The organism is Pseudomonas sp. GW821-FHT10C09 (genome assembly GCF_059415465.1).
This window is the reverse complement of the sequence record NZ_JBWKNG010000011.1, coordinates 97,561-122,318: the sequence shown is the minus strand read 5'-3', so window position 1 is coordinate 122,318 and position 24,758 is coordinate 97,561. Positions and strand designations below refer to the sequence as shown.

The following is a 24,758-nucleotide window of genomic DNA, read 5'->3' as shown; positions in this document are numbered from 1 at the left end:
CTATTTGACCTCGACCACAGTGCCCTGCAACCGCTGCAAGGCTTCGTTCACTGCTTGCGGCATCAGCTGGCGCAAGCAGTTGTAATGACCGAAACGGCACGTGCGATCGAAGCACGGACTGCATTCGATGCCCAGGCGTACCACTTCGACGTGCTCGGCCAACGGCGGGGTAAAGCCCGGCGATGTCGAGCCATAGACCGCCACCAGCGGGCGGTTCAACGCGGCGGCGACGTGCATCAGGCCAGAGTCGTTGGACACCACCGCATCGGCGCAGGACATCAAATCGATGGCTTCGGCCAGCGAGGTGCCGCCGCTGAGGTTGACCGCCTCTTCACGCAGGCCGGGAATCAGCCGCGCGCGGATGTCTTCGCCCACCGCGTGATCGTTTTTCGAACCGAACAGCCAGACTTGCCAGCCTTCACGAATCTTCGCCTCGGCGACCTTGGCGTAATGCTCGGACGGCCAGCGCTTGGCTTCGCCGAACTCGGCACCTGGGCACAGGACCAGCACCGGGCGGTCGAGGGCCAGGTCGAATTTGGCCAGCGTCGCTTCGCGGGTGACCGGGTCGATCTGCAAGCTCGGGCGTGGATAAGGGGTCGGCAGTTCGGCGCCGGGCTCATAAGCCAGGGCCATGAAGCGCTCGATCATCAGCGGATAACGTTCTTTATCCAGCGTGCGCACGTCATTGAGCAGGCCGTAGCGGAACTCGCCACGCCAGCCGGTGCGCTTAGGAATGCCGGCGAAGAACGGCACCAGCGCCGACTTCAGCGAATTGGGCAGCAAAATCGCCTGGTCGTACTGGCCGGCCAGGGATTTGCCGATGCGCCGACGGGTCGCCAGCTCCAAGGCACCGTGGCCGAGCGGAAAGCTCAAGGCCTGCCGGACTTCGGGCATGCGCTCCAGGATCGGCCGGCTCCACTCGGGGGCCAGGACGTCGATTTCGCATTGCGGGTGGCGTTGCTTGAGGCACTGAAACAGTGTCTGCGCCATCACCATGTCACCGACCCAACTGGGCCCAACGATCAGAATTTTCATGTGGTTTCCAAAAACGAACCGGGGAGGCCTACGCCTCCCCGCCTCGAGAATCCAGCACTCGCAGCCTTGGCTGCCAGGTCATTTTGGATGAGCCGGTTGGGACTCATCGGATCAAATTCATACATATCTATATCAGCAAACATAAAACGTTGTGGCGAGGGAGCTTGCTCCCGCTGGGCTGCGAAGCAGCCCCTGGATCTGCCACCGAATTTCAACTGACACACTGCGCCGACTGAATTACGACTGCTTCGCAGCCGAACGGGAGCAAGCTCCCTCGCCACAAAAGCTTGCCACATTCCAAGCCAGCTTCAACTCAATCCCAGCTCGCGCCAGATCCGCAGTACCTGTCGCCGTTCGTCCGCGAACTGATCGCCTGGTATCACCCCGGCGTCCTTCTGCAAGGCCTGCCGGTGAGCGGCGGAGCGGTAGGCTTTATAGGCCTCGCGCAGCAAGTTGGCGTCTTCGACGGGCATCAGCCCTTCGTGTTCCAGCTCTTCCAGAATGCGGATGTTGTCGGTCCAGCGCAGCAATGGCGGGTGTGTTTCGGACCACGCCAGGGCCGCGTATTGCACCATAAATTCAATATCGACGATACCTCCGGCGTCCTGCTTGAGATCGAACGGCGCCGTGGCCTCGAAGGCATTTGCCCCGGTGCCGGCCGCGGTGCTCTTGCTGCCAAGGTTGTCGCGCATCTTGGCACGCATCTCGCTGACCTCCTGACGCAAGGTCGCCAGGTCCCGCGCCTTGCCCAATATCGCTGCGCGCACCTTCTCGAACGCCTGGCCGACGTCCTGACTGCCCACCAGCACCCGCGCCCGCACCAACGCCTGATGCTCCCAAGTCCAGGCTTCATTTTCCTGATAGCGGGCAAACGCCCCCAGCGAACTGACCAACAACCCCGATGCACCGGACGGGCGCAGGCGCATGTCCACTTCATACAACTGGCCGGAGTTGGTCTGCGCCGTCAGCAGGTGAATGATCCGCTGCCCCAACCGGGTGAAAAATTGCGCGCCATCAATCGGTTTCGGCCCGTCGGTTTCCGCTTGCGGATCGCCGTCATGGATGAACACCAGGTCGAGGTCCGAACCATGCCCCAATTCCAGCCCGCCGACTTTCCCGTAACCGACAATGATGAAGCCGGGATCGCACAACGTGCCGTCGGTGCGCAGCGGCGTGCCGTACTTGGCCACGGTCTGGCGCCAGGCCAGGGCCAGCACTTGTTCGAGGATCGCCTCAGCCAGCCAGGTCAGGTAATCGCTGACTTTCATCAACGGCAGACTGCCGGCGATTTCCGAGGCCGCGACGCGCAAGCGATGCGCCAGTTTGAAATGGCGCAGGGCTTCCATTTGCTGCTCGAGGTCGTCCTCGGGAATCCGCGTCAGGCGCTCGCGCAACTCGGCGGCCAGTTCCGGCGCCAGCGGCGGCTTGAATAGCCGGCCTTCGTTGAGCAATTCGTCGAGCAGCAGCGGGAAACGGGTGATTTGCTCGGCGATCCACGGGCTCGCGGCGCACAAGGTCAGCAAGCGGCGCAGCGCACCGGGGTTTTCGGTCAGCAACACCAGGTACGCGGAGCGACGGGCCACGGCTTCCACCAGCGGCAACACGCGTTCCAGCACCAGATCCGGATTGGCATGCTCAACAGCCTGAGCCAACAACCGTGGAATAAAGGCATCAAGGCGTTCTCGACCCAGCCGCTGCATCGCTCGCAGTTGCGGACTGCTGCGCAAACCGGCCAACGCTTTCAGGGCTTTGGTGGCGTCCTTGAAACCGCCCTCTTCCAACTGACGGCAAGCCGCTTCTTCGTCCTGAGCCTCTTCCCACAGCGGCAGCCATTCGCCGCCGACCACCACTTCGCTTTCGGTGCCTTCCTCTTCATCAGGATCGGCAATCACCTGAGCGAAGTGCCAGGCCACGCGGCCACGCCAATACATCAGTTGCTCGTGGAAAGCGTCCCAGTCGGCAAAGCCCAACATAAAGGCAATGCGCGCCTGATCCTGCGCGCCGTCCGGCAGCATCTGGGTCTGGCGGTCGGCGATCGCCTGGATCGCATGCTCGGTGTAACGCAGGAATTCGTAGCCTTCGCGCAACTCGCTGATGACCGCCGGCGGCAGGTAACCCTGACCTTCCAGCGTGCTCAGTACTTTTAATAGAGGACGTTGTTGCAGGCTCAGGTCGCGGCCGCCGTGAATCAGCTGAAAGGCCTGGGCGATAAATTCGACTTCGCGGATGCCGCCAGAACCGAGCTTGATGTTGTCGGCCATGCCCTTGCGCCGCACTTCCTGCTGGATCAGCTGCTTCATGGTGCGCAACGCTTCGATGGCCGAAAAATCCAGGTAACGCCGGTAAACGAACGGGCGCAGCATGTCCTGCAATTGCGCGCCGGCCAGTTGATCGCCGGCCACCACCCGCGACTTGATCATCGCGTAACGCTCCCAGTCCCGGCCCTGATCCTGGTAATACTGCTCCAGCGCATTGAAGCTCAAGACCAACGCACCGGCCGAACCGTAAGGGCGCAAGCGCATGTCGACGCGGAACACGAAACCGTCGACGGTCATCGGGTCCAGCGCCTTGATCAAACGCTGGCCGAGGCGGATGAAAAATTCCTGGTTATCCAGCGAGCGCTTCACCCCGACGGTTTCGCCGCCCTCGGGGTAGGCGAAGATCAGGTCGATGTCGGACGACAGATTGAGCTCCACGGCGCCGAGCTTGCCCATGCCGAGGATGACCATCTGCTGCGGCTCGCCACTGCGCCGGCCGGTCGGCACGCCGAATTGCTGGCAGTGACGCGAGTACAACCACTGATAGGCCTGATCGATGCTCGCATCGGCCATGTCCGAGAGGTCGCGGCAGGTCTGGACCAGATCCGCCTGACGGGTCAGGTCGCGCCAGATGATCCGCACTTGATGACGGGTGCGCTGGCGACGCAGGACGCGGCCGAGTTCGTCTTCGGTTTCCGCTGCATTCACCGCCGCCGCAATCTGCGCGCACAACTCGCCGGGCGCGTAGCTGCGGTCCAGTTCGCCGGACTGCACCAGCGCCAGCAACATCAAAGGGTCACGCACACTCTGTTCAATCACAAAGTCGCTGGCCGCCGCGACACGGGCGAATTGCACCCAGCGTTCCGGCGTCCAGGTCGACAGGCCATGCTCGTCTTCAAGTGCCGCAACGGCGGCGCGGAACGACTGCTCGGCACGGGTGACAAACGGCAGGAGAATGGCGGGCAGTTCGGCAAGCGCGGGAAGGCTCATGGTCTATCCTTGATCGGCGTAGAACGGGTTGCATGTAGTGAATTTTCATATTGCACTACGTGGAGGACTGTCGAACAAAAGTTAGAAATAGCTGAAAATTCTTTATTTTTGGCAGTGAACATCAAGCTTTCACCTTTTGTGGTTGGTAAAAGACCAACCTTAACGATTATTCTCACAACGCAGCCGGAGGCCACAAGCCATTCATCTGTAGTTTTACTACTCGTATATACATTCGAAAGGCTGAAATGCCCGAAGATTTGTAGTAAAACTACACGCCGCCGGAACAACCTCTCGGCAATCCAAGAATTTATATCGTCTGCCCACAAGGCCAGTCGCAAACTCAGGCAACCGATTCTGGAAGCCTTTCCGCCCTGGAGCAAGCCATGCAAGACCTCGATCCCGTCGAAACCCAGGAATGGCTGGACGCCCTGGAATCGGTTCTCGACAAAGAAGGCGAAGACCGCGCTCACTATCTGATGACCCGTATGGGCGAATTGGCGACCCGCAGCGGTTCGCAATTGCCTTACGCCATCACCACGCCATACCGCAACACCATTCCTGTTACCCACGAAGCACGCATGCCTGGCGACCTGTTCATGGAACGCCGCATTCGCTCGTTGGTACGCTGGAACGCGATGGCCATGGTGATGCGTACGAACCTGAAAGATTCTGACCTGGGCGGTCACATCTCCAGCTTCGCCTCCAGCGCCACCCTGTATGACATCGGCTTCAACTATTTCTTCCAGGCCCCGACCGACGAACACGGCGGCGACCTGATCTACTTCCAGGGCCACACCTCGCCAGGCGTTTACGCCCGTGCATTCATGGAAGGCCGCATCACCGAAGACCAGATGAACAACTTCCGCCAGGAAGTCGATGGTCACGGCTTGTCGTCCTACCCGCACCCTTGGCTGATGCCTGACTTCTGGCAGTTCCCGACCGTATCCATGGGTCTGGGCCCGATCCAGGCGATCTACCAGGCACGTTTCATGAAGTACCTGGAAGCCCGTGGCTTCATTCCTGAAGGCAAGCAGAAAGTCTGGTGCTTCCTGGGCGACGGCGAGTGTGACGAGCCGGAATCCCTGGGCGCGATCTCGCTGGCTGGCCGCGAAAAGCTCGACAACCTGATCTTCGTCATCAACTGCAACCTGCAGCGCCTCGACGGCCCGGTTCGCGGCAACGGCAAGATCATCCAGGAACTCGAAGGCGTGTTCCGCGGTGCTCAGTGGAACGTGACCAAAGTCATCTGGGGCCGTTTCTGGGACCCACTGCTGGCCAAAGACGTCGACGGCATCCTGCAACGTCGCATGGACGAAGTCATCGACGGCGAGTACCAGAACTACAAAGCCAAAGACGGCGCGTTCGTGCGCGAACACTTCTTCAACTCGCCAGAACTCAAGGCGATGGTTGCTGATCTGTCCGACGACGAGATCTGGAAACTCAACCGTGGCGGCCACGACCCGTACAAGGTCTACGCGGCGTACCACGAAGCGGTCAACCACAAAGAACAACCAACCGTCATCCTGGCCAAGACCATCAAGGGTTATGGCACCGGTGCCGGCGAAGCGAAGAACACCGCGCACAACACCAAGAAGGTTGATGTTGAAAGCCTGAAGCTGTTCCGCGATCGTTTCGACATCCCGGTCAAGGACGAAGAGCTGGAAAACCTGCCGTTCTTCAAGCCAGAGCCAAACAGCGCCGAAGCCCGTTACCTGAGCGAGCGCCGCACTGCACTGGGCGGTTTCGTGCCACAGCGCCGCGCGAAGAGCATCAGCGTACCAACGCCGCCACTCGATACCCTCAAGGCAATCCTTGATGGCTCGGGTGACCGTGAGATTTCCACCACCATGGCGTTCGTGCGGATCCTCGCGCAACTGGTCAAGGACAAGGAAATCGGCTCGCGCATCGTTCCGATCATCCCGGACGAAGCCCGTACCTTCGGTATGGAAGGCATGTTCCGTCAGTTGGGCATCTACTCCTCCGTCGGCCAGCTCTACGAGCCAGTCGATAAAGACCAGGTGATGTTCTACAAGGAAGACAAGAAGGGCCAGATCCTCGAAGAAGGCATCAACGAAGCGGGCGCCATGAGCTCCTTCATCGCTGCCGGTACTTCGTACTCCAGCCACAACCAGCCAATGCTGCCGTTCTACATCTTCTACTCGATGTTCGGCTTCCAGCGTATCGGCGACCTCGCCTGGGCCGCTGGCGACAGCCGTACCCGTGGCTTCCTGATCGGCGGCACCGCCGGCCGGACCACGCTGAACGGCGAAGGCCTGCAACACGAAGATGGTCACAGCCACATCCTGGCCGGCACCATCCCGAACTGCCGCACCTTTGATCCAACCTACGGCTATGAGCTGGCGGTGATCATCCAGGACGGCATGAAGAAGATGACCGAAGAGCAACAGGACGTTTTCTACTACATCACCGTGATGAACGAGTCCTACCAGCAGCCAGCCATGCCGGCCGGTGTCGAGGAAGGCATCATCAAGGGCATGTACCTGCTCGAAGAAGACACCCGCGAAGCGGCGCACCACGTTCAGCTGATGGGCTCCGGCACCATCCTGCGTGAAGTGCGTGAAGCGGCGAAGATTCTGCGTGAAGAGTTCAACGTCGGCGCTGACGTATGGAGCGTTACCAGCTTCAACGAACTGCGTCGCGATGGCCTGGCCGTCGAGCGCACCAACCGTCTGCACCCGGGCCAGAAGCCTAAGCTGAGCTACGTCGAAGAGTGCCTGAACGGCCGTAAAGGTCCGGTCATCGCCTCTACCGACTACATGAAGTTGTTCGCTGAGCAAATTCGTCAGTGGGTCCCGTCCAAGGAATTCAAAGTCCTGGGCACCGACGGTTTCGGCCGCAGCGACAGCCGCAAGAAACTGCGTCATTTCTTCGAAGTCGACCGTCATTTCGTGGTGTTGGCAGCCCTGGAAGCATTGGCTGACCGTGGTGACATCGAACCTAAGGTTGTGGCTGAAGCCATCACCAAGTTCGGTATCAACCCGGAAAAACTCAACCCACTGGACTGCTGAGGAGAGATTCTGTGAGCGAACTCATTCGCGTACCTGACATCGGCAGCGGTGAAGGTGAAGTAATTGAACTGTTTGTGAAGGTCGGCGACCGTGTCGAAGCCGACCAGAGCATCCTGACGCTGGAGTCGGACAAGGCGAGCATGGAAATTCCTGCGCCTAAAGCCGGCATCGTCAAAAGCATTAAAGTGAAGCTGGGCGATCGCCTGAAAGAAGGCGACGAACTGCTCGAGCTGGAAGTCGAAGGTGCCGCTGCTGCGGCCCCTGCGGCTACTGCTGCCGCTGCGCCTGCTGCAAAAGCTGAAGCCAAACCGGCTGCCGCACCTGCTGCCGCCGCTGCGCCGGCCGCCGCTTCGATTCAGAAAGTGCACGTGCCGGATATCGGTTCGGCAGGCAAGGCCCAGATCATCGAGATCCAGGTCAAGGTCGGCGACACCGTCCAGGCTGATCAATCCTTGATCACCCTGGAATCCGACAAGGCGAGCATGGAAATCCCTTCGCCCGCCGCGGGCGTGATCAAGGCCATCAGCGTCAAGCTCAACGACGAAGTCGGCACCGGCGACCTGATTCTGGACCTGGAAGTGGCGGGTGCTGCGGCCCCTGCTGCCGCCCCGGCCCAGGCTGCTGCACCTGCCGCCGCTGCTCCAGCGCCAGCCGCTGCAGCTCCGGCTGCTCCAGTGGCCGACAGCGTTCAGGACATCCACGTTCCGGACATCGGTTCGGCGGGCAAGGCCAAGATCATCGAAGTCCTGGTCAAGGCCGGCGACACCGTTGAAGCCGACCAGTCGCTGATCACCCTGGAATCCGACAAGGCGAGCATGGAAATTCCATCGCCTGCCGCTGGCGTGGTGGAAAGCGTTTCCATCAAGCTGGATGACGAAGTCGGTACCGGCGACCTGATCCTCAAGCTGAAAGTCAAAGGCGCTGCGCCTGCTGCTGCCCCGGCTCCGGCTGCTGCTGCACCAAGTGCTCCGGCTCAAGCCGCTGCTGCACCTGCTGCCACCGCACCTGCTGCTGCCCCGGTTGCTGCTCCAGCCAAGCCTGGCGCCAAAGTTCACGCCGGCCCGGCCGTGCGTCAACTGGCGCGCGAGTTCGGCGTCGAGCTGAACGCCGTCGGCGCCAGTGGCCCGCACGGTCGCATCCTCAAGGAAGACGTGCAGGTTTACGTCAAGGCGATGATGCAGAAGGCCAAGGAAGCACCGGCCGCTGCTGCCGGCGCAACCGGCGGCGCGGGCATCCCGCCGATTCCGGTCGTGGACTTCAGCCGCTTCGGTGAAACCGAAGAAGTGCCGATGACTCGCCTGATGCAAATCGGCGCGTCGAGCCTGCATCGCAGCTGGCTGAACATTCCGCACGTGACTCAGTTCGATTCGGCTGATATCACCGAGCTGGAAGCGTTCCGTATCGCTCAGAAAGCCGTTGCAGAGAAGGCCGGCGTCAAGCTGACCATCCTGCCGCTGCTGCTCAAGTCCTGCGCGCATTTGCTCAAGGAACTGCCGGACTTCAACAGTTCGCTGGCACCAAGCGGCAAAGCGATCATCCGCAAGAAGTACGTGAACATCGGCTTCGCCGTCGACACCCCTGAAGGCCTGCTGGTACCGGTCATCAAGAACGTCGACCAGAAGAGCCTGTTGCAACTGGCAGCCGAAGCCGCTGCGCTGGCCGCCAAAGCCCGCGACAAAAAGCTCACTGCTGACGACATGCAAGGCGCCTGCTTCACCATTTCCAGCCTCGGCCACATTGGCGGCACCGGCTTCACGCCGATCGTCAACGCGCCGGAAGTGGCGATCCTCGGTGTTTCCAAGGCAACCATCCAGCCAGTCTGGGACGGCAAAGCCTTCCAGCCGAAACTGATGCTGCCACTGTCGCTTTCCTACGATCACCGCGTGATCAACGGCGCCGCTGCTGCACGCTTCACCCAGCGTCTGAGCAGCCTGCTGGCGGACATCCGCACCATCTTGCTGTAACACCGGCCGGCCCTCCCTAACCGGAGGGCCGCTCGCGTTCCACGATTTCCGAGCGCCACGCTCGTACCTCAACCCCGCCAATTTGGCGGGGCTTTTTTTGCCTTGAATAAAGTCTCTTCCTACGTTCGTGGTTGATTTTGCCCACAACGCACGTCCACTTCCTCGCGATATTTTTTGCAATCCAGCAACTAGTCTTAGTCCAACTGATAGTGGATAAAACCACATCATGCACATTCCGCTTAGTTAGCGCTTACTTCGAATGGATTCGAACATGCTCAAACCCACTGTCGGCCCGATTATTGGCCACACTACAACTAATCACGCGCGCATTTTTCTGCGCGGAGAACTTCAAGATAATGCTTTCGCATTTGCAGGCATTCGTTATCGGCGCCAAGGTGAAGCAAACTGGTCCCGAGGCGAATTTGTAAAGTTGACGCACGTGCGCGACATGTCCGATGTGATTGCACTCAATGAGCTGGCCAGCGACACCGAGTACGAATATCAGGCCGGCTGGTTCAGCCCGATGAGCCCGGTGCATACCGTGGAGACGGTTCAGGAACTGCCACTGCAATGGCCACGGGAAATTTACCGGTTCCGCACCCGGTCCAGCAAGGCCAGCACGCCACGGGCCTATATTGTCGGCTCCTGCCGCTACTTGCGCATGACCGCGGGGATCGCAATTACACCCAAGACCGGCGACCGTATTTTTGCGTCGATCACCGACCTCGCGCAGCAGGCCGAACCGCCCATCAGCGCGATGCTGATGACCGGGGATCAAATTTACGTCGATGATTTGAACGTTATTGCTCCCGACCGCGAATACAACGACATACTCAGCAAGTATCGCGTAGCTTTTTCTCAGCCGGGCATTTCGAAGTTATTTTCCAGCCTGTCGACTTACATGATCCTCGACGATCACGAAATTGAAGACAACTGGCCGGCAAACGAGAGCCAGTCAGATGCTGACTTATATAAAAACGCCATGGCCGCTTATGAGTTATATCAAGCCAGCCATAGCCCAGCGCATAAACTTCTATCCAATGGACAGTTCAGCAGAAAGCTCGAACAGTATTGGTATCAGTTCAGCGACGGCGATATTGAATGGTTTGTCACCGACAGCCGCACTCGGCGCAACCTGTCGGCCGATGATCGCCGTATCCTCGACGAAGAACAGGAGCAGGCGTTGTGCAAATGGCTGATCCACAGCCCGGCAAGGGTCAAATTCGTGGTCACCAGCGTGATGTTCTACCCCGACCGTAAACTCAATGGCGATGACGCCTGGAAGGCCTTTGCGGAACAACGCCTGCGGTTGCTGGAGACGATTCGCACGCAGCGCATCAAGAACGTCATCTTCGTCTCGGGCGATGTCCACGGCTCGTTGACCAGTCGCCTGACCCACAGCGCAGACCCGGACTTCGAAGTGCACACCGTCGTCTCTTCGCCGCTGTGCAACAGCAAACTGCTGCCGTACGCCAAGGCTTCCACGTTCATTCTCGATCAGCCGCTGGCGCAAACGGCTGCGGGGGACTATCGGCATGAACTGACCAGCGATGTGGTCAGCGAGGACAACTTTGCCCATCTGGTTGTTGATGGCGAGCAGATTCAGGTCAATTTCCACGACCGGGACGGTAAACCATTACAAACGGCAAACATCCCGCTGCACTGAGGGAATGAAGGCCAAATGCATTAGTTTTGTGGCCTCGCTGGAGAAAACTTCGCACCTGCCGACATATTCTTATAGCACTTGGCCTTCATGTCTCTTGTCAGTCGGGGCCGCAATGATGCAACCTTGCCGCAGACAACAGTTAAGAGGGCGAGAGCCCGGCGCGATCAGCACATTCGAAGCGAGTTTCCCTCAATGAAAAGCCAACCCGATGCCGCCAGCCGTATGGTGGCCGAGGTAGTGACGCAGTTGCCTGTGCCCTCGCGGCTCGGCATGCTGCGTTTCGAACGGCTGAATGAACCTAGCTGGGCGCTGCTGTTTCTCGATCCTAACTGCGAACGCCATTTCGGTCTGCCGGCCGTAGACCTGTGTGCGCTGGTCGACTCCCCCTACGCCAGCCTGATGGAGCCCGAAGCGCGCTATCAGCTGCATGACGCGGTCCAGCAGCAACTCACCGACAGTCCGAACTACCAGATCCGCTACACCTTGCACACCGCCTCAGGCGCCTTGAACCTGCTGGAACTGGGCGAAGCCTATAAACAGCACAATCGGCATCTGTTGCGCGGCTACTTGCTGGTGGTCGATGACCTGTTCGAGGGCTTTCAGCTTCAGCCCTCGCAAGATCTGGAAACCCAGAACTCGCGCCTGCAAATCGCCCTCGAGCTCAACCAGCGTGCCCAGCAGGAACAATTGCAGCATCTGGACCGGGTGCGCGCCCAGCAGGACCTGATCCTGTTGTTGACCCGCCAGCGCTACAGCACCAACAATTCCCTGCAAGAAGCCGCCGAACTGATCACCCGCAGCGCGTGTGACATCTACGAAATCGACTGTGCCAGCCTGTGGAACCTAGAAGGCTCAATGCTGGTGCCGATATCGGCCTATCACCGCGCCAGCAGTGAATACCAGTTGCCGGAGCCGATCGACGTCAGCGGTTTCCCTGATTACCTCGAAGCCTTGCACAGCAGCCGCGCCATCGACGCCCACAACGCCATGCGTGACCCGCGCACCCGGGACATGGCCGAGAGCCTGCGCCCGCGCGATGTGAACGCGATGCTCGATGCCAGCATCCGCGTCGACGGCCAGGTGGTCGGCGTGCTCTGCCTGGAACAGACCGGCGCGACCCGCGCCTGGCAGTCGGATGAAATCGCGTTCGCCGGCGAGCTGGCGGATCAGTTCGCCCAGGTCATCAACAACCACAACCGCCGCACCGCCACCAGCGCCCTGCACCTGTTCCAGCGTGCGGTCGAGCAAAGCGCCAACGCGTTTTTGCTGGTCAATTGCGACGGCGTGGTCGAATACGTCAACCCGAGTTTCACCGCGATCACCCAGTACAGCACCGAAGAAGTCCACGGCCAGCGGCTGTCGGAACTGCCGGCGCTGGAAAACCTCAGCGAACTGCTGTTCGACGCGCCTTCGGCGCTGGCCAAGAGCAACAGCTGGCAGGGTGAATTCAAGAGCCGACGCAAAAACCTCGAACCGTACTGGGGCCAGCTGTCGATCTCCAAGGTCTACGGCGACAACCGCGAGCTGACGCATTACATCGGCATTTACGAAGACATCACTCAGACCAAACTCGCCCAGCAGCGCATCGAGCGCCTGGCCTACACCGACAACCTGACCAACCTCGGCAACCGCCCGGCATTCATCCGCAACCTCGATGAACGTTTTGCCCGCGACACCGACACGCCGATCAGCCTGCTGCTGGTGGACATCGACAACTTCAAGCGGATCAACGACAGCCTCGGTCACCAGACCGGCGACAAGCTGCTGATCAGCCTGGCCCGACGCCTGCGCAACAGCCTCAGCCCGAGCGGCAGCCTGGCGCGTTTCGCCAGTAACGAATTCGCCGTGCTGCTGGACAACACCGACCTGCGCACCGGCCAACAGGTCGCCCATCAGTTGTTGATGACCCTCGACAAGCCGATGTTCGTCGACAACCAGTTGATCAGCGTCACCGGTTCCGTGGGCCTGGCCTGTGCGCCGCTGCACGGTCGCGACCCGCAAACCCTGATGCGCAACGCCGGCCTGGCGCTGCACAAGGCCAAGGCCAACGGCAAGCATCAGGTCCAGGTGTTCACCGAAGCGCTGAATGCCGAGGCCAGCTACAAACTGTTCGTCGAGAACAACCTGCGCCGCGCCCTGACCCAGAACGAGCTGGACGTGTTCTATCAGCCCAAGCTCTGCCTGCGCAGCGGCCGCTTGCTGGGGATGGAAGCGCTGCTGCGCTGGAACCACCCGGACAAAGGCATGATCCGCCCGGACCAGTTCATCAGCGTCGCCGAAGAAACCGGCCTGATCATCCCGATCGGCAAGTGGATCGCGCGCCAGGCCTGCCGCATGAGCAAGGCACTGAGCGCCGCCGGCCTGGGCAATCTTCAAGTGGCGATCAACCTGTCGCCCAAGCAGTTCTCCGACCCGGACCTGGTGTCGTCCATCGCCAACATCCTCAAGGAAGAAGCGCTGCCGGCCAACCTGCTGGAGCTGGAACTGACCGAAGGCCTGCTGCTGGAAGCCACCGAAGACACCCACTTGCAGCTCGACCAGCTCAAGCGCCTGGGCCTGACCCTGGCCATGGACGACTTCGGTACCGGTTATTCGTCGCTCAGCTACCTGAAAAAATTCCCGATCGACATCATCAAGATCGATCGCAGCTTCATCCACGAAATCCCGGACAACCAGGACGACATGGAAATCACCTCCGCGGTGATCGCCATGGCCCATAACCTGAAACTCAAGGTCGTGGCCGAAGGCATCGAGACCGCCGAACAACTGGCGTTCCTGCGCCGCCACCGCTGCGACGTCGGCCAGGGTTACCTGTTCGACCGCCCGATCCCCGGCGCCGAGCTGATCGAAAAGCTCAAGCGCTACCCCCGCGGCCCCCTCGCCTGACACACACAGCCTCCTGCGACAACCCCATCCCCTGTGGGAGCGAGCCTGCTCGCGAAAGCGGTGTATCAGTCGACATCATTGCTGAATGACTCACCGCATTCGCGAGCAGGCTCGCTCCCACAAGGGCACAGAGGTAGTGCGTAACCGGGCCGCATTGGGCAAACTGGCGGTCTGATTCCTACATCCCAACCTGACTGAGAGGACTGATCATGGTCTTGCGCTCGGAAATCCTGGTGAACAAAAACGTGCTTCCAACCAAAGAACAAGCTCTACCCGGCCGTGAAACCCCGATGAACCTGCCGGAAAAACACTTCGTCCACGACTCCCCGTTGCTGGGTCCGTTCGTCACCAACGTCGACTTTGCAATCTTCGGCCTGGGTTGCTTCTGGGGTGCGGAACGCCGCTTCTGGCAGCGTGAAGGCGTGGTCAGCACGGTCGTGGGTTACGCCGGCGGTTTCACGCCGAACCCGACCTATGAAGAAGTCTGCTCAGGCCTGACCGGCCACAGCGAAGTCGTGCTCGTGGTCTACGAGCCGGAAAAAGTCAGCTACGACGAGCTGCTGAAGATGTTCTGGGAACTGCACAACCCGACCCAGGGCATGCGCCAGGGCAACGACATCGGCACCCAGTATCGCTCGGTGATCTATGCGACCAACCCGGAGCAACTGGACGCCGCGCTCAAGAGCAAAGCCGTGTTCCAGGCTGAATTGACCAAGGCAGGGAAAGGCGAAATCACCACTGAAATCGACGAAGCGCCGACGGTCTACTTCGCCGAGGCGTATCACCAGCAGTACCTGGCGAAGAACCCAGAAGGCTATTGCGGGATCGGCGGCACAGGCGTGACCTGCCCGATCTGATCTGTTGAGCTGATCGTTCCCACGCTCTGCGTGGGAACGATCAATCAGCTCTCAGCAATCAACCAATCCATCTGCCACCCACCCTGGGTCTGTCCCAACTTTTTGGACAACCACGGCAGCAACTCACGCAATTCCTCTTCCAGCCCCCACGGCGGATTGGCAATCGCCAACCCGGACCCGTTCAGACTGTTCGGCGTATCCAGCGGATGCACCAGCAACTCCACACGCAACAACTTCGGCGCGCCCGAGCCCGCCAGATCCTGATAGAAGCGGCGCAACAGGCGCTGGTCCTTCACCGGGTACCAGATCGCCGCCACGGTTTGACGCATCCGGCCAACCGCTTCTTTCAACGACGCCGCACAGCGCTGCATCTCATCGAGCTGTTCAAACGGCGGATCAATCAACATCACCGCCCGCTTCTCCTGCACCGGCAGCATCGCGCGCGGAACATGCCAGCCTTCGCCCAGATGCACCTTCACCCGACGATCACCGGCCATGTTGTCCTTGAGCAGCAAACCGTCTTCGGGGTGCTTCTCGTTGAGCATCACCCGATCCTGCGGCCGCGTCAGACGCCGCGCCAGCTCCGGCGACCCCGGGTAATAGCGCAACTGGCCATCCGGGTTCATGTCGTGCAGCACCTTCATGTAATCGGCGGTCAACGCCGGCAGATCCGGCTGATCCCACAGACGCGCAATACCTTCCAGGTACTCACCGGTACGGCTCGCCTGATCACCCTGCAGGTCATATAGACCAATGCCGGCGTGAGTGTCGAGATAGGCAAACGGCTGCTCCTTGCGCGACATCAGGGCGATGAGGCGGGTCAAAGTCAGGTGTTTGAACACATCGGCGTGATTGCCGGCATGGAAGGCGTGACGATAATTCATGATTGCTCCTGCGAAGGCCGGGAAGTTTACCTTGTACCGAGGCGAACGTCAGGGCCTCGCAGCCGAGCGGGCACTTGCAGCCCCACAAACCTGCGGTGAGGGGGCTTGCCCCGTCGGGCTGCACAACAGCCCCAAAATATCCCAGTACCCACAAGACTCTGTGGCGAGGGAGCTTGCCCCCGCTCGACTGCGAAGCAGTCGCCAAACCAAACCCCTCGGAACAACTGACATCACCGAGTTGCAGGTTTTGGGGCCGCTACGCAGCCCAGCGGGAGCAAGCTCCCTCGCCACAAAAGCAGCCAGTCGCTATTGCGAAGGCATCGCCCGCAACCGCCGCCCAATCACATCCAGCACATCACACCCATCCCGCAACGGAATGGCACACAGCAACGCAAAATCACTAAGAATGAACGACTCACACTCAACCGAGCCGCGCATCGACATGTTTTCCAGCACCTGCGTGACGGCGCGAATTCGATAGTTGGCAGCCTCGTATAAAACATCGAGCGGCGCGTGGGTATCGACGAACAGCGTGGGCATATCGGTGCAGTTGCTGGTGAGCGCCATGAAGCGGTTTTTGGGATGGGGGATTGGTTTTTCGTAGGGTGGATCTGGCGTTAGCGTCGTCATTTGTAAATTCCATGAGTATGAAAATTAGCTGCCAAACGCACCCTCCTACAGGTTTGGGTGGCAGCCATGCGCAGGAGTAGGAGTACCGAGCACTCATGAACCTCGGTCACGCCGAAGCGTGTCCCGCGCACGGCCGCCGCGAACGATCATATGGACACGAGTTAAGTGCCGCAATCAAACGACAGAGCTGTTGCATCATGAGTGAGGGCTCCTACACCCTGCCACCACTTGCGCGGTGACAGCCAAAGACTATCCCTGCAACCCATCGCCCACCAGTTCATGGAAGCCGTCACAACTTGAAGGAAACTTCCGATGAGCTTGCCCGGAAAATTCGTAGTAGTTACGAGCTCTTTAAACAACACTTAAACATTCCGTAGTGCTGGCAATTGGCATTGAGAATGCCGACACGTGGGATCTCAGGTTGACAGGCGCTACCTTCTCCATCACCAGCTGGACTGATCTTCAAGACTTGCTAAAAAAAGATCTTCCTTCCAGGCATCTTGAGCCAACAAATAGACATCTTGAAGAAACCCACGGGGATCCTCCAATGCATACCACTCTCCACGCGGCCAACTCCCCGCATCTTCTTCGTCTATATCAAACAAACTCTGAAAATCATAAGACGCATCGCTTAGCTTCTCCGCTAGAAAATCAAGCAGCACGAGCTTATGCCTATAGGACAGGTAACCGAGATTCAAGCTGTAGCTTTTGATCAGCTCCGCTCTGTCAAAGCGATCATTAGGATTTAACACTCCCAGCTCCGCACCCCGAGTTTCCTCGCGATCATAAACATCAAAGACGCCAATAAACCACATCAAATCGGGTTGATATTCTTCATTTAAAAATGGGTCTCGCAACATCATTTCTCTCCACAGGAGGACCTGTAAAAGGCCGAAGCACATTTTCCTTCTCGAGAGAGTAGACAAATTTATTGAATTACCGTCATACAAAAAAAATGACGGTAACTTTATTTTACTAATTCCGCCTGATACCTCAACAAACATTCCAATAGAACCCGCATAAACTTCCGTCGATCTGCCACCTCATCATCAAAGTAGGTTGTTATTTTATCAAATATAGAATCAAAGCTTTCACCACTACTTAAATAGCAATTTAATGTATCTATAAACCATTCGCGATCACTTCCGCTACAGGAGGCAAACTCCGGACGCATGAGTATGTCGAACAGCTCAGATAGCTCGACCTCATCATTTACATTTTTTGAAACTATGATCTCTTCTCTTTCATCGCTATCAACATTATCAATATCGAACAAAAATAGCAGACCACGTAAAATAGCAAGTTCAGGGGGGCGTTTCATATTCAAAAATCCGCAAAAGTCGTTATTGGGGAGTATAAAGTGGACCGATTTATTTGTTACTCAAGCTCCCCCTCGAAACAGCGACAAACATCGAAAATTGGAAAAAACAAGTCCACCCCCTTTATTCCACGAAAGTACACCGCAAAAAATCGTGCGCCTTGGGATATTTTTTACTCACCAAAAATATCAATAAGATGACTCAACCATACTTCTCCTGAATCCCATTCGTGCCAGTAGCAGTAGCAGCAGCTCATCTTTTTGAGCAGAAACTCTCGCAACTCTATCTCGTTCATATGCCTCTCGAGCAGAGCAGCAATTTCATTTTTCACAACCGAAATTGTCTCGACTGTTGAGTCAGACAAAAAAGATCTAACAACATCATCCGCTGCGTGAAATTCACACATCCAGTCTTCATGAAAATACGCTCCCAAGAACTGGTAGAACTGCGAAAACTAATTATCGATCACTTGCATACCCCGTGAATATGATGTAGCCGGAAGGCGAGCTGTTAGTTCTCTTCAGTATTAGCTTGACGACAGATAGAGGCTCAAGATTTCCAGTGCGTCGAACAACTCCAACACCTACCGGCGCCGACATTTGTTGTGTAATAACGAGCATGCGCGCATTACCTTTCATAAATTCATCGATTAGTGTTTTATTTCTATCAAAAAAAACGGGACACATTTATTTATTTTCGCTTCCGTTTCAGAAACGCCGACTACCAAGTAGTTTGATCTTCAAGACTAGCTTTTTGAAGATCTTCTTTCCATTCGATAGTCGCCAATCGATAAATATCTTCAAAAAAAACTCTTGTGTTTTCCATTTCATCCCAACCGCAAGGAAAGGACGAATATGCCTCAGGGTCATATTTCAGCAGTGATTGAAAATCATAATTTTTGTTCTGAAGCGCCTCTTCCAAGCATTTATAAAGTAGAAGCCGGTGCCGATGTGAACGCCCTCTAGCTAGGCAGTACTTAATGATTAGTTCTTTCCTATCTACTGGATTATTAGGATCGTATTTCTCCAACTCTTCCCCCAATGTCTCTTCGCGATCATAGATATCGAAGCACCCCAAAAAATATGAAGGTATTGGGATGTAAGGCTGATCAGTTCCTGAATCAATAAGCATATTCTTCCTTTACGTAACCGGAAACAATTTAAACGCGGGCAAAAATGGACGGTCTATTAACCCTCTTATCGTTTACCGTCAAAGAGAACATAACCACTAAACCTTTAACGAGCAGCAAGACTAGGCCCTCAACCACTGCACCTACTACCAGCACTGCAGCTTAATATTTCTTAGCCATTTAACTTCACCACTTTATCGTGAGTACTTTTACCTATAAAAGCGGAAAAGATATACTTACCCTCTTATTCAAGGTCTTCCTCAGACTGATAACGCCGTAAACAGTTAAGAAGAACCATCATAAATCCTCTTTGATCCTTAACATCCTCATCAAAATAAGTGTCAATTTTTGAAAAAACCCCGTCGAAATTGTCACCGCAACCTAAAAAATACTCCAAAGTGTCGATAAGCAATTGCCGCTCTTTTTGGCTATAGACAAAAAATTCCGGACGCATCAAGAGATCAAATAGTTCAGCGAGCTCATTCTCATCATTCACGTCCTTCGAAACTATTATTTCTTCCCTTTTCAAGTCACGTGTATTTTCTATATCGAAAACGAAAAGCAAACTACGTACATCCCAAATATTGTAAGAATTTTTCATTAGTCAAAACCCGTAAAAGCAGTTATCGGCTGACCCGCTGAATTCAAGTAAACTATTGCTTTGGTTTGTTCACCGTACCGCAAGCCGTCTCTCTTAAATCCCTCGCCTATTTTTTTACCCATTTCAATTGGACGCTTGGAAGCATTCAAACCACTCTGTTTAAAAATCAGCTGTGCGCGCTGTATCGCATTAAACTGATCACGATGGCTGAGAAAGTGTGTCGCCGCAGAGGGTATTACGGGCTCGCCCCTTCGCCTTCCACTCTCGTGCCTTTCTATTTCGCCGGTCCCTGGGTTCCGACCTTCTTGCACTCGCTGAAGCTGGGACTGCAGAGAGGTTTGAGCACCATGTTTCTGTAGAAAGTGGGCCTTATCAATTGAATCTTCCATTTCTTTCAATCGCCTATGAAAAACCCCCTCAGCCAACTCATCAATCCGCGCCCTCCGCTGATCACCCGTCAGCTTCGGCAGCGCCGGCTCACCCTCATCAACCTTAACGCCAGTCGTATCATCCGGCGCCTGACACCCAGGTTTATTCGGTGGCGGACAGTTCCCGCTCAACCCCAACGGATCAACCCACCCCGTCGGATTCGGCGTGTATTGATACGGGTTCAGTCCACCCGCCAACTTGATCGGGTCCGGTGTCAGGTAGCGGCCAACCTCCGGATCATAGTACCGATGCCGGTTGTAGTGCAGGCCGCTCTCGGCATCAAAGTACTGCCCTTGAAAGCGCAGCGGCTGCTCAAGCTGCTCGCCCCCGCCGAACGCCTGCTGCGTAACTTTGCCGTAGGCGTTGTACTTCGCCGACCAGACAATCTCACCACCAAAATCGGTCAGTTCCTGCGGCGTGCCGAGGTGGTCGAGTTGGTAGTAGAACGGGCAGGCCTTGCGTGGGCCTTTGCCGTCGAGCATGGCCAGCGGGCGGAAGCTGCCGGGTTCGTAGAGGTAGCTGCGGTAGTGTTCGCGGCTGCTTTCGGCGATGAGGTTGTCGCCTTGCCAGAAGAACTCGGTGGTGTGGCCGTCGACGGTTTTGGCGATGCGGCGGCCGAAGGCGTCGTAGCGGTAGCTGGCGGTGCGACCGCCCGGGGTGGTGACGCCGATCAGGCGGTGTTGGCAGTCGTAGCGGTATTCGGTAACGAGTTTTTGCCCGGTACCGCGGCGTTCGCGGATGAGGTTGCCAAAGGCGTCGTAGTCGTAGTGGCGGTCGCCTTGTAGGAGCAGGCGATTACCCACGACTTTCGCGGCGCCGGGACGGTCCTGCATCAGCAGGTTGCCGGCGGGGTCGTGGGCGAAGGATTCCGGTGGGTTTTCGCGGGTGTGGCGGACGCGGGTCAGCCGATCGAGCGCATCGTATTGGTAGCTGCGTTGGCCGTGGCGGGTGTCGGCGATGCTGTCGAGATTGCCGTTGGCGCTGTAGGCATAGTCGCGGCGATACAGCGGTTGTTGGTTTTGGCTGACGGCGTGAGCTTGCAGACGCCCCTGATCGTCGTAGGCAAAGTTGCTGAGCAACTGGCCTTGTTGACGTTGCTGCTCACGGCCGAAGGTAAATTGATGGCTGCTGAGCCGCGCGCCGTTGAGGTCGATGGCGGTCAGTGCGCCGCCCTTGGCGTGGTGGTAATCGAGTTTGCTGCCGTCGGGCAGGCGCAGGCGATTGAGTTGGCCGCAAGCGTCGTAGGCATAACGCAGCGTGCCCCAACCCTGATGTTCGGTGATCAGTCGGTCTTGCTGGTCGTACTCGAATTCCAGCGGATGGTCGTGCCCGTCGTCGACGCCGATCAGCCGGCCGAGGCTGTCGTAGCGGTATTCGACCTTGAGGCCGTCGGGCAGGGTTTTCACCAACAATCGGCCGGCTGAATCCCGCTCGTAAGCGGTGATCAGCTGCGAACCGTCAGCGCCGAACTCGCTTTTCTCCAGCAGATGACCATTGAGGTCGTAGGCATACGCCGTGCGTTGGCCGTCGAAGCCGGTTTCCTGTCGGATCAATCCGCCGGCGGTGTAGTCCAGCCGATATTTGTCGCCGGATTCGTTTTCGATTTCCGTGAGCAACAGCTGCGCGTTGTCGTAGCGATACTTCAGCTGAGTGCCGTCGGCATTGAGGCGGCGGCTGACCAGGTGCAGGTCGTCGAGGTATTCGTAGCGCGTGACGCGGCTGAGTTCGTCGCGTTCGGCGGTGATTTTTCCGTAGGCGTTGTAGCTGTAGGCGCGACTGGCGCCGGTAGGAAGAATCGTATGGATCAGTCGACCGACTGCATCCCATTGCGACTTCGTGACCGCGCCATGTTCGTCCTGACGGGTAATCTGCCGCCCCAGTGCATCGTAGGAAAAGCGCCGCACACCACCGTCCGGCAGCGTTTCCTCGGCCAGTTGCCCCAAACCGTTCCAGACGAACACATGCCGACTGGTATCCGGGTAGCGGATCGACAGCAGCTGACCTTTTTCGTCGTAGTGGTAATGAGTGATCTGGCCGTCAGGATCGGTCGCTTCGGTAATGTCACCCTGGGCATTGCGCAGATACTTCCACACCGCTTTACCGCGATAACGGGCGTGCAGGAAACCGTTGCGATACTCGTAGGCCGTTGGCTCGTCTTCCGGCGGAATCAGCGCCACCAGCCGTCCGACTTCGTCGTAACGGTATTCAGTCACCGCCCCGAGCGGGTCCTGCTCGGCAATCAGCCGGCCTTCTTCGTCGTAGGCCTTGAGCTGTTCACCGCCATCCAGTTCGACCTTGCGCACCAGCCGCGCCCGCTCGTCGTGGACGTAAACCTCTTCGCTGCCGTCGACGTTGTGCACGGTGACGCTGCCGGCGTCATCCCAGACGTAGCGCGCATCCATCTGCGCAAACGAGGCCCAGTGGCGAATGCAGCGTGCCGCTTTGCCGGACCTTTCCCACGCCCAGAAGAAACTCACCCCACCGGCCAGTTGCCGCTGGAGGATGACGTGCTGGTCGTCGTAGTCGTAGCGTTCACTTTCGCCGGCGGCGTTGCTGGCTTCGATCAGTTGCGCGCGTTCGTCGTAGGTGTAACTGACCAGGGTTTGTTCGGTTTTCCAGCACTCGTCGAGGGTTTGCGCGGGCACAAACACCTGGTAGTCGACGGCGACCAAATGGCTGTGTTCATAACGCAAACGCAGGGCACGGCCGGCGCCGTTGTCGAGGCGCTGGATGCGCTCCTGGCGGTCGCGGGTGATGCGCAGGCGGTTGTTGTAGGCGTCGCTGATGGTCGTGAGTCGACCGTGGTGAAAGTGATAAAACCGTGTGTCGTCGCCAGCCTGAGCGAGGATCAATTCTTCGGGTTCATCACCCAAGTAAATTGCCGCGCGCGACAGGCTGTTGTGGATCGCCGGGCGTTCAGCGGTTGGCAGCGGGAACGTGGTACGACGGTTTTCGTGGTCGATCCAGATGACGCTGTCGCCGTCGATTTCCAGTCGGTGGGAAAGCGAATGGCTCCAGCCGAAACCGAGGCCGCCATCGATCTCGGCGGCGCTGGTGCGATAGAGCCGGGTGAAGTCGAACGGCAGGAGGCCGTCCAGCGAACCGTCGGTGAGGGTCAGCAGTTCTTCGCCGGTGACCATTGAGACTGGACAGCCATTTTTGCAGGTCGACGGCACGCAAGTGGCGCTGTCACCGTTGGGATTTTTCGCCTGATCCGGGACGTTGTCGTGGTGTTCGTTTTGCTTGAGGGTGGTGTTGCGTTTGGCATCCCAGCGCAACAGCACTCCACCTTTTTTCAGCCCCCCAGTAACACCGCGTGCGGCGACGGCTTTGTACTGGTCGACGTACTTCATGAAGGTGGTGAGGATGTTGAAAGTTGCCTCGACGAAACGTATCGCGAGACCGGCCAATACCATCCCGTACTTGATGCCACGAAGTTTCAGATAGGCTACGGCCACAGGCAGACCGACACCTGTGAAAGCCAGCGCCGACGCAATCAGGATATCGATCAGTGCGGTGACAATGACGTGACTGGCGGTAGCTGCTGTAGTACCAACAATTTCGCTGGGCGGTAACGCCGACAACCACAGGCTTGCAGCCCGAAACAACAAACATAGCGCCGCTTCATCACTGGCCAGCAGCATGGCTTTTTCCATCGCTGCTGGGGATTGCTTCGCCAGATCGATGAGGTGCTGCGCACCGCTGCCAAGCTTTTCAAGGTGAGCTCCAGGATTTTTGAGGATGTCAAAGACAAGGCTCAGGCCATCCCATACACCCATGACCGCGGCCCAGCCTCCCGCCAGCAATCCATTCCCGGCGGCCGCAAAAGTCGACTGAGACCACTGCGGCTTAAACCCTTCCCACTCTTTGCGTAACCAGCCCTCCAGCTCCGCGGTCAAACCGTCGTAAGAAGAGAAAAGATCATCAACTTGCTGTGGCGTTACTTCATCGTTGACATGAATGCGATAGAACTTGCCCTCTTTCCCCGTGAAGGTCCCCTTGCCATTTTCATCGAGCGTGATCGGCGTAATCTCACCGCCATCCATAGCAATCACATCGACCTGAATATTTCCCACGGGAACGTCATAAACCGATTCAAACTTGCTCTCGATCTCCAGCTTTCCACCCTTCTGGCATTGCACGACGGTAGAGAAAAACTCGTCGTCGCCACTGCTCACCGTGGTGATGGTGTTGCCGAATCGGACGATCCGTTCCATACCCATCAGCGAAGGCAAATCAGCAATGTGACTGGCTTGGTCTGCCGCTTGGCTAAACCAGCGTTTCAACTGTTCACGGTAGAGAGAAAGGGTGTCCGGAAAACTGTCGAGTTCCTGCTCGATCCGTACGATCTGATCCATCAGTCCAGCTCCGTCATCAGGTAATCCACCAAGGCTGATTTCGGTGCCTGAGGCAGGTCCGGCGTCTGCAAGAAGAGCGCGACTTTGTGCCGCAATACGCTCGGCGAAAACGCCTCATAAAGATCAGGTCGGTCCTCGCTCAACCACATCAGCAAGTTGTTGATGCGAGTCGTCGCTGACTCGTCAGCGAGGTACTTGAGTAGCGACTCGGAAACTTCCCACCACGGAAAAACCCTGGAGGTTTTCAGCGCACTCCCACCGATATCGAGCGACTGACCGTTGATCAAACAACGGTCGATCACAGGCATTAACTGCGTGGTATTCACTTCGCCGGACTGAAGAATCGGCAGCACATAGCGCCCGTCCCAGAAGCGGAAAAACACCGCTTGTCCGTTGGGCAAAAGAACCTGGGTAAGGCTGCGCAGATGCTCGACCAGCACTTCTTTAGACGCAGAAGAAACCGCCAACCAACCCCAATCGCGAGACTCGGTCGCAGCGACCCACTCCAGAAACTCACTGCCTGCCGCGACGATTCCCACAAAAGGCATCACCGGTTCCCACTCGGCGTAAGCGGTGTCTGCCCAGATCAGCTGCGGCACATGAATGGTGGTCGAGCGCTGCCAGGCTTTGAACGGCTCAGCCGCGCAGGCATTGCTGAAAATCGCAAAGAGTTGTTCCGATGATTTCAGCGGCTGCCGGATCAGCCAGTCGCGAGGCGTCATA

At 57.7% G+C, this 24,758-nt stretch carries 16 protein-coding genes and 1 pseudogene; 5 read left to right on the top strand and 12 right to left on the bottom strand.

Features of this window, described 5'->3' with window-relative positions:
* Entirely contained in the window at positions 1–1,035 is a 1,035-nt protein-coding gene (waaF, locus tag AC07N8_RS13465) for a lipopolysaccharide heptosyltransferase II (protein WP_483841051.1), read from the bottom strand.
* A gap of 308 nt (positions 1,036–1,343) precedes the next feature.
* Positions 1,344–4,283 (bottom strand): bifunctional [glutamate--ammonia ligase]-adenylyl-L-tyrosine phosphorylase/[glutamate--ammonia-ligase] adenylyltransferase, encoded by a 2,940-nt coding sequence (glnE, locus tag AC07N8_RS13460; protein WP_493144006.1) that lies wholly within the window; start codon positions 4,281–4,283, stop codon positions 1,344–1,346.
* A gap of 383 nt (positions 4,284–4,666) precedes the next feature.
* Here glnE and aceE point away from each other — a divergent pair, with 383 nt between their 5' ends.
* From aceE to msrA, 5 genes are all read left to right on the top strand, one after another.
* On the top strand, positions 4,667–7,312 hold the full coding sequence (aceE, locus tag AC07N8_RS13455) for a pyruvate dehydrogenase (acetyl-transferring), homodimeric type (RefSeq protein ID WP_123435555.1): 2,646 nt from the start codon (positions 4,667–4,669) through the stop codon (positions 7,310–7,312).
* An 11-nt stretch (positions 7,313–7,323) separates the two neighbouring features.
* Positions 7,324–9,276 (top strand): dihydrolipoyllysine-residue acetyltransferase, encoded by a 1,953-nt coding sequence (gene aceF / locus AC07N8_RS13450; protein ID WP_493144004.1) that lies wholly within the window; start codon positions 7,324–7,326, stop codon positions 9,274–9,276.
* A gap of 271 nt (positions 9,277–9,547) precedes the next feature.
* Entirely contained in the window at positions 9,548–10,942 is a 1,395-nt protein-coding gene (locus AC07N8_RS13445) for an alkaline phosphatase D family protein (protein ID WP_493144003.1), read from the top strand.
* 192 nt (positions 10,943–11,134) lie between these two features.
* A complete protein-coding gene (locus AC07N8_RS13440) occupies positions 11,135–13,828 on the top strand; it encodes a putative bifunctional diguanylate cyclase/phosphodiesterase (protein WP_493144001.1) in 2,694 nt (897 codons plus the stop codon).
* Positions 13,829–14,037: 209 nt separating this feature from the next.
* The gene (gene msrA, locus AC07N8_RS13435; RefSeq protein WP_493143999.1) at positions 14,038–14,685 is read left to right on the top strand and encodes a peptide-methionine (S)-S-oxide reductase MsrA; all 648 of its coding nucleotides are present in this window, start codon (positions 14,038–14,040) and stop codon (positions 14,683–14,685) included.
* Positions 14,686–14,729: 44 nt separating this feature from the next.
* Here msrA and AC07N8_RS13430 read toward each other — a convergent pair whose 3' ends face one another.
* From AC07N8_RS13430 to AC07N8_RS13385, 10 genes and pseudogenes are all read right to left on the bottom strand, one after another.
* Positions 14,730–15,569: a 23S rRNA (adenine(2030)-N(6))-methyltransferase RlmJ gene (locus tag AC07N8_RS13430; RefSeq protein WP_483841045.1), complete on the bottom strand. Its 840-nt coding sequence runs from the start codon at positions 15,567–15,569 to the stop codon at positions 14,730–14,732.
* A 306-nt stretch (positions 15,570–15,875) separates the two neighbouring features.
* A complete protein-coding gene (locus tag AC07N8_RS13425) occupies positions 15,876–16,199 on the bottom strand; it encodes a hypothetical protein (protein WP_493143997.1) in 324 nt (107 codons plus the stop codon).
* A 443-nt stretch (positions 16,200–16,642) separates the two neighbouring features.
* Positions 16,643–17,062 carry a hypothetical protein gene (locus AC07N8_RS13420; RefSeq protein ID WP_493143995.1) on the bottom strand — a complete coding sequence of 140 codons (420 nt, stop codon included), beginning with the start codon at positions 17,060–17,062 and terminating at the stop codon, positions 16,643–16,645.
* A 104-nt stretch (positions 17,063–17,166) separates the two neighbouring features.
* A complete protein-coding gene (locus tag AC07N8_RS13415; RefSeq protein ID WP_493143993.1) occupies positions 17,167–17,520 on the bottom strand; it encodes a hypothetical protein in 354 nt (117 codons plus the stop codon).
* Positions 17,521–17,690: 170 nt separating this feature from the next.
* Positions 17,691–17,954: pseudogene (locus AC07N8_RS13410) on the bottom strand (contact-dependent growth inhibition system immunity protein); the annotation flags it as partial.
* A gap of 22 nt (positions 17,955–17,976) precedes the next feature.
* On the bottom strand, positions 17,977–18,204 hold the full coding sequence (locus tag AC07N8_RS13405; protein WP_493143991.1) for an RNase A-like domain-containing protein: 228 nt from the start codon (positions 18,202–18,204) through the stop codon (positions 17,977–17,979).
* Positions 18,205–18,238: 34 nt separating this feature from the next.
* A complete protein-coding gene (locus AC07N8_RS13400; RefSeq protein ID WP_493143989.1) occupies positions 18,239–18,649 on the bottom strand; it encodes a hypothetical protein in 411 nt (136 codons plus the stop codon).
* 242 nt (positions 18,650–18,891) lie between these two features.
* Positions 18,892–19,248, bottom strand: a complete 357-nt coding sequence (locus AC07N8_RS13395) for a hypothetical protein (protein ID WP_007947029.1) — start codon at positions 19,246–19,248, stop codon at positions 18,892–18,894.
* Positions 19,248–24,035: an RHS repeat-associated core domain-containing protein gene (locus AC07N8_RS13390; RefSeq protein ID WP_493143988.1), complete on the bottom strand. Its 4,788-nt coding sequence runs from the start codon at positions 24,033–24,035 to the stop codon at positions 19,248–19,250. The genes AC07N8_RS13395 and AC07N8_RS13390 overlap by 1 nt, the downstream gene beginning before the upstream one ends.
* The gene (locus AC07N8_RS13385) at positions 24,035–24,757 is read right to left on the bottom strand and encodes a DUF4123 domain-containing protein (RefSeq protein WP_493144090.1); all 723 of its coding nucleotides are present in this window, start codon (positions 24,755–24,757) and stop codon (positions 24,035–24,037) included. Before AC07N8_RS13385 ends, AC07N8_RS13390 begins: the two co-directional genes overlap by 1 nt.
* Position 24,758: the final 1 nt, after the last annotated feature.

Excerpts from the sequence above, each read along its gene's own strand:
- waaF (WP_483841051.1), bottom strand. The coding sequence starts at position 1,035 with ATGAAAATTCTGATCGTTGGGCCCAGTTGGGTCGGTGACATGGTGATG.
- glnE (WP_493144006.1), bottom strand. The coding sequence starts at position 4,283 with ATGAGCCTTCCCGCGCTTGCCGAACTGCCCGCCATTCTCCTGCCGTTT.
- aceE (WP_123435555.1), top strand. The coding sequence starts at position 4,667 with ATGCAAGACCTCGATCCCGTCGAAACCCAGGAATGGCTGGACGCCCTG.
- AC07N8_RS13445 (WP_493144003.1), top strand. The coding sequence starts at position 9,548 with ATGCTCAAACCCACTGTCGGCCCGATTATTGGCCACACTACAACTAAT.
- AC07N8_RS13440 (WP_493144001.1), top strand. The coding sequence starts at position 11,135 with ATGAAAAGCCAACCCGATGCCGCCAGCCGTATGGTGGCCGAGGTAGTG.
- msrA (WP_493143999.1), top strand. The coding sequence starts at position 14,038 with ATGGTCTTGCGCTCGGAAATCCTGGTGAACAAAAACGTGCTTCCAACC.
- AC07N8_RS13430 (WP_483841045.1), bottom strand. The coding sequence starts at position 15,569 with ATGAATTATCGTCACGCCTTCCATGCCGGCAATCACGCCGATGTGTTC.
- AC07N8_RS13425 (WP_493143997.1), bottom strand. The coding sequence starts at position 16,199 with ATGACGACGCTAACGCCAGATCCACCCTACGAAAAACCAATCCCCCAT.
- AC07N8_RS13420 (WP_493143995.1), bottom strand. The coding sequence starts at position 17,062 with ATGATGTTGCGAGACCCATTTTTAAATGAAGAATATCAACCCGATTTG.
- AC07N8_RS13415 (WP_493143993.1), bottom strand. The coding sequence starts at position 17,520 with ATGAAACGCCCCCCTGAACTTGCTATTTTACGTGGTCTGCTATTTTTG.
- AC07N8_RS13405 (WP_493143991.1), bottom strand. The coding sequence starts at position 18,204 with ATGTGTCCCGTTTTTTTTGATAGAAATAAAACACTAATCGATGAATTT.
- AC07N8_RS13400 (WP_493143989.1), bottom strand. The coding sequence starts at position 18,649 with ATGCTTATTGATTCAGGAACTGATCAGCCTTACATCCCAATACCTTCA.
- AC07N8_RS13395 (WP_007947029.1), bottom strand. The coding sequence starts at position 19,248 with ATGAAAAATTCTTACAATATTTGGGATGTACGTAGTTTGCTTTTCGTT.
- AC07N8_RS13390 (WP_493143988.1), bottom strand. The coding sequence starts at position 24,035 with ATGGATCAGATCGTACGGATCGAGCAGGAACTCGACAGTTTTCCGGAC.
- AC07N8_RS13385 (WP_493144090.1), bottom strand. The coding sequence starts at position 24,757 with ATGACGCCTCGCGACTGGCTGATCCGGCAGCCGCTGAAATCATCGGAA.